General features: G+C 75.4%; 1 protein-coding gene and 1 pseudogene. Both read right to left on the minus strand.

All coding sequences use genetic code 11. The features are described 5' to 3' along the window. Positions 1 to 279: 279 nt before the first annotated feature. Positions 280 to 3,066: an alpha/beta fold hydrolase gene (locus PIJ49_RS16880; RefSeq protein ID WP_271827137.1), complete on the minus strand. Its 2,787-nt coding sequence runs from the start codon at positions 3,064 to 3,066 to the stop codon at positions 280 to 282. Positions 3,067 to 3,198: 132 nt separating this feature from the next. After that, positions 3,199 to 3,315 (minus strand): annotated as a pseudogene (locus tag PIJ49_RS16885) (acyl-CoA desaturase); the annotation flags it as partial.

Consider the following 3,315-nt stretch of genomic DNA (forward strand, 5'->3'; position numbering starts at 1 on the left):
CCTTCGAGGACCCGCCGGGACTCGTTCCCAGCGGTTGCTGTTCACGGATGAGACGGGCTGACACCGAGATTCGTCACGTCCCCCGTTCCGTGTCGGGCATTTCCCCAGGAAACGGACTTCGAGGGCCGTTCCTGTACCCCGATCTGCCACCGGAGTGCTCGTTGTGGTGCGCAACCGGACAGTGTCGGTGCGCTCCGGTCGGAAGACGCACGTCGACGACGGACGGGAGGCGCGACACCGGTCCGGTGCCGCGCCTCCCGTCCGTCCGTCCGCGCTCGCTCAGGGCGTCCCGCTCTGCCGGGCGACGAGCGCCGCCACCTCGGCGACGTGTGGTTCCCGCAGCACCGAGCTGTGCTCGGCGTGCACGCGCACCGCGTCCACCGGTCCCCGGAGGTACCGCGCCCACCGGGCCGGACCGGAGTCGTTGCCGTCGGCGACGACGAGCGTGACGGGGCCCGCGTACGGGCGCGGCTCCCACCGGCGGGACACGAGGAGCGCCTGGTCGAAGAAGGCCCGGAAGTGGCGCTGGCCCTGCCAGCGGACCACCCCGGCGCCGACGCCCCGAGCCCGGCGGCCGATGCGCGCGAACGGGGTGGCGGAGCGACTGCGGAGCGCACTCGTGCGCACGGCGAGCCGCCGGAGCACGCCGGGCACCGGACGCGCTGCCGGCCGGCCGAGGTCGAGCTGCCCGAACTCGACGGTGTCGGCCCGCTCGGAGGCCTGCTCGGGCAGGTGGGTGTCGAGCAGGACGACCCGGGCGACCTCGTGACCGGCACCGGCGAGCACCGAGGCCATCTCCAGGGCGACGAGGCCACCGAACGAGTGCCCGACGAGGGTGTACGGGCCGGAGGGCTGCACGACCCGCAGGAGCTCGATGTAGCGGCGGGCCATGGCCGGGATGCTCCAGTCCGGCACCGAGCGCCGCTCCAGACCGTGCTGCTGGAAGGCGAACACCGGACGGTCACCCAGGTGACGGGCGAGCGGGACGAACGTCAGTGCCAGGGCTCCGGCACCCGCGACGCAGAACAGGGGGTCGGCGTCGCCCGGTGCACGCGCCGTCAGCGTCACGACGTCCGGGTGACCGGGGACCGCGGCGGCGCCGAGACGGATCCGCGCGGTGAAGCTGCGCAGCGTCGGGTGCCGGAGGAGTTCCGACGAGGGGACGTCCACGCCGAGCCGGTCGGAGACGGCGGCGAGCATCTCCTCCGCCGAGAGCGAGTCGCCACCGAGTGCGGAGAAGTCGTTGTCGAGCCCGACCGCCGGCAGCTCGAGCGGCCCGACGGCGGGCAGCCCGAGCACCTCGGCCCAGATCTGCCCGACCGCGAGCTGCCACTGGTCGTAGGTGTCCTCGCCGAACGCCGCGCCGTCTCCGCCCACCGTGGTGCTGAGCGCGGGTGCCTCGGGCAGGCGGGTCCGGTCGACCTTGCCGCGCTCGTTCCGGGGCAGCGTCGTCACCGGGACGATCGTGGTCGGCACCATGTGGTCGGGCAGCAGGTCGCGGAGGGCCCTGCGGATCGCGGCCGGTGACGGCGAGCGGCGACCCGGGCGGCTCACGACGTAGGCGACGAGCCGGGTCGGCGCGGGTGGGGCCTGCACCGCGACGACCGCCGCTTCCTGCACCGCGTCGACGGTGCGGAGCGCCGCCTCGACCTCGCTCGGCTCGACCAGGTGCCCGCGCACCTTCGCCGCGTCGTCGGCGCGGCCGAGCAGGGTGAGCCGGCCCTGGTCGTCGAAGCGTCCGAGGTCACCGACCGTCCACGTCGGCGTGCCGTCCGCGGCGGTGCCCGCCCGGTCTGCGGTCGCGTCCGGCGCGCCCCAGTACCCGCTCGTCATGGCGTCGGAGACGCAGACGACCGCACCGCTCTCGCCGACGTCGGCCACGGAGCCGTCGGGTCGGCGGACCTCGATGCGCTTGCCCGTGACGATCCTGCCGGCGGGCACGCTGCGCTCGGGCACCGGGTCCCCCGCGCGGATCTCGTGCACGGCGTACACGGCGGTCTCGCTCGACCCGGTCTGGTTGCAGAACGACGCGCCGGGGCCGAGCAGCGGCCGCAGCGCCGTGACGTCCGTGCCCGTCACCGCCTCGCCGAGGGTGGCGACGACGCGGAGCGCACGCAACCGGTCGTCGGAGGGGTCGAGGGCGCCGGTGATCGACCGCAGCAGGTGCGGGGTGGTGTGCAGTGTCGTCAGGCGTGCGTCGCGGACCCAGGTGACGAGGCGGTCGACGCCGGTGCGACGCGGATCGGCGACGTGCACGGAGGCACCGGCCTGCAGGGCCGACAGCACGAGCGTCAGCCCGGCGGCGAACCCGTGCGGGAGCACCGAGGCCACGCGGTCCGTCGGGACGAGCCGGAAGGCCTCCCGTTGGGCGACGCTGTCGACGACGAGCTGCCGGTGGGTCATCGTGACGCCCTTCGGCACCCCGGTCGACCCCGACGTGAAGACGACGACCGCCGGGTCGCGACCACCGCGTTCCCGGGCTCCCGGGACGACGGCGAGGTCGCCCTCGGTCGCGGCGGCGGTCCGAGCGTCTCCGAGCAGGTCCTCGAGCGACAGCACCCGGCCCTGCTCGGGGACGAGGGCCGCGGCGCGGTCGGCGTGCTCCGCGTCCGCGACGACGTCCACGATGCCGGCGAGCGCCACCACGTGCTGCAGCCGGGCCCCGGGGAGGGACGGGTCGAGCGCGACGACGACACGGCCCGCGTGCAGGAGTCCGAGGAGGGCGACGACCGACCCGGCACCGTGCGCGACCATCGCGCCGACGGGGACGGGTGCACGGCCCTGCTCGACGTCGACCCCGCGGCCGGTGTGGTCGTCGGGGGTGAGCTGTGCGTCCAGGAGCAGGCCGAGGGCGCGGGCGGTGCGGTCGAGGGCACCGTGGGTGGTCTCGCCGTGCTCGTCGACCAGGGCGAGGGCGTGCGGGTCGCGGTCGGCGACGACGGCCAGACCGTCGAGGACGGACGGCTCCGTCCCCGCGTGCGGCGGCGCCGCCGCTCCGGGGTCCACCGTCGGCTGCCGCGTCGTCGTCCTGTCGGTCGTCGCCGTCGTGTCGGTCGCCGTGGTCACGAGGCCCCCTTCACCGTGCGCGCGGACTGTGGTCGCCCGACGGTACCTCGGGGGTGCGCTCCGCAGTGGGGGCCGTGCGGCAACCCGCGCAGACCTGCGAGGTCCCGCAGCCCGCCGGCGCGGAGGACCGCGTCAGTGGATGCGGAGCTCGGCGACCATCGGGCAGGCGAAGGGGTCGCGTGCGGCGAGACCGACCCGGTTCAGGTAGCGGACGACGATGCCGTACGACCGCAGCAGCGTCGTCTCGGT

The sequence above is a fragment of the Curtobacterium uvaldense genome, from assembly GCF_028307415.1.
Lineage (GTDB): Bacteria > Actinomycetota > Actinomycetes > Actinomycetales > Microbacteriaceae > Curtobacterium.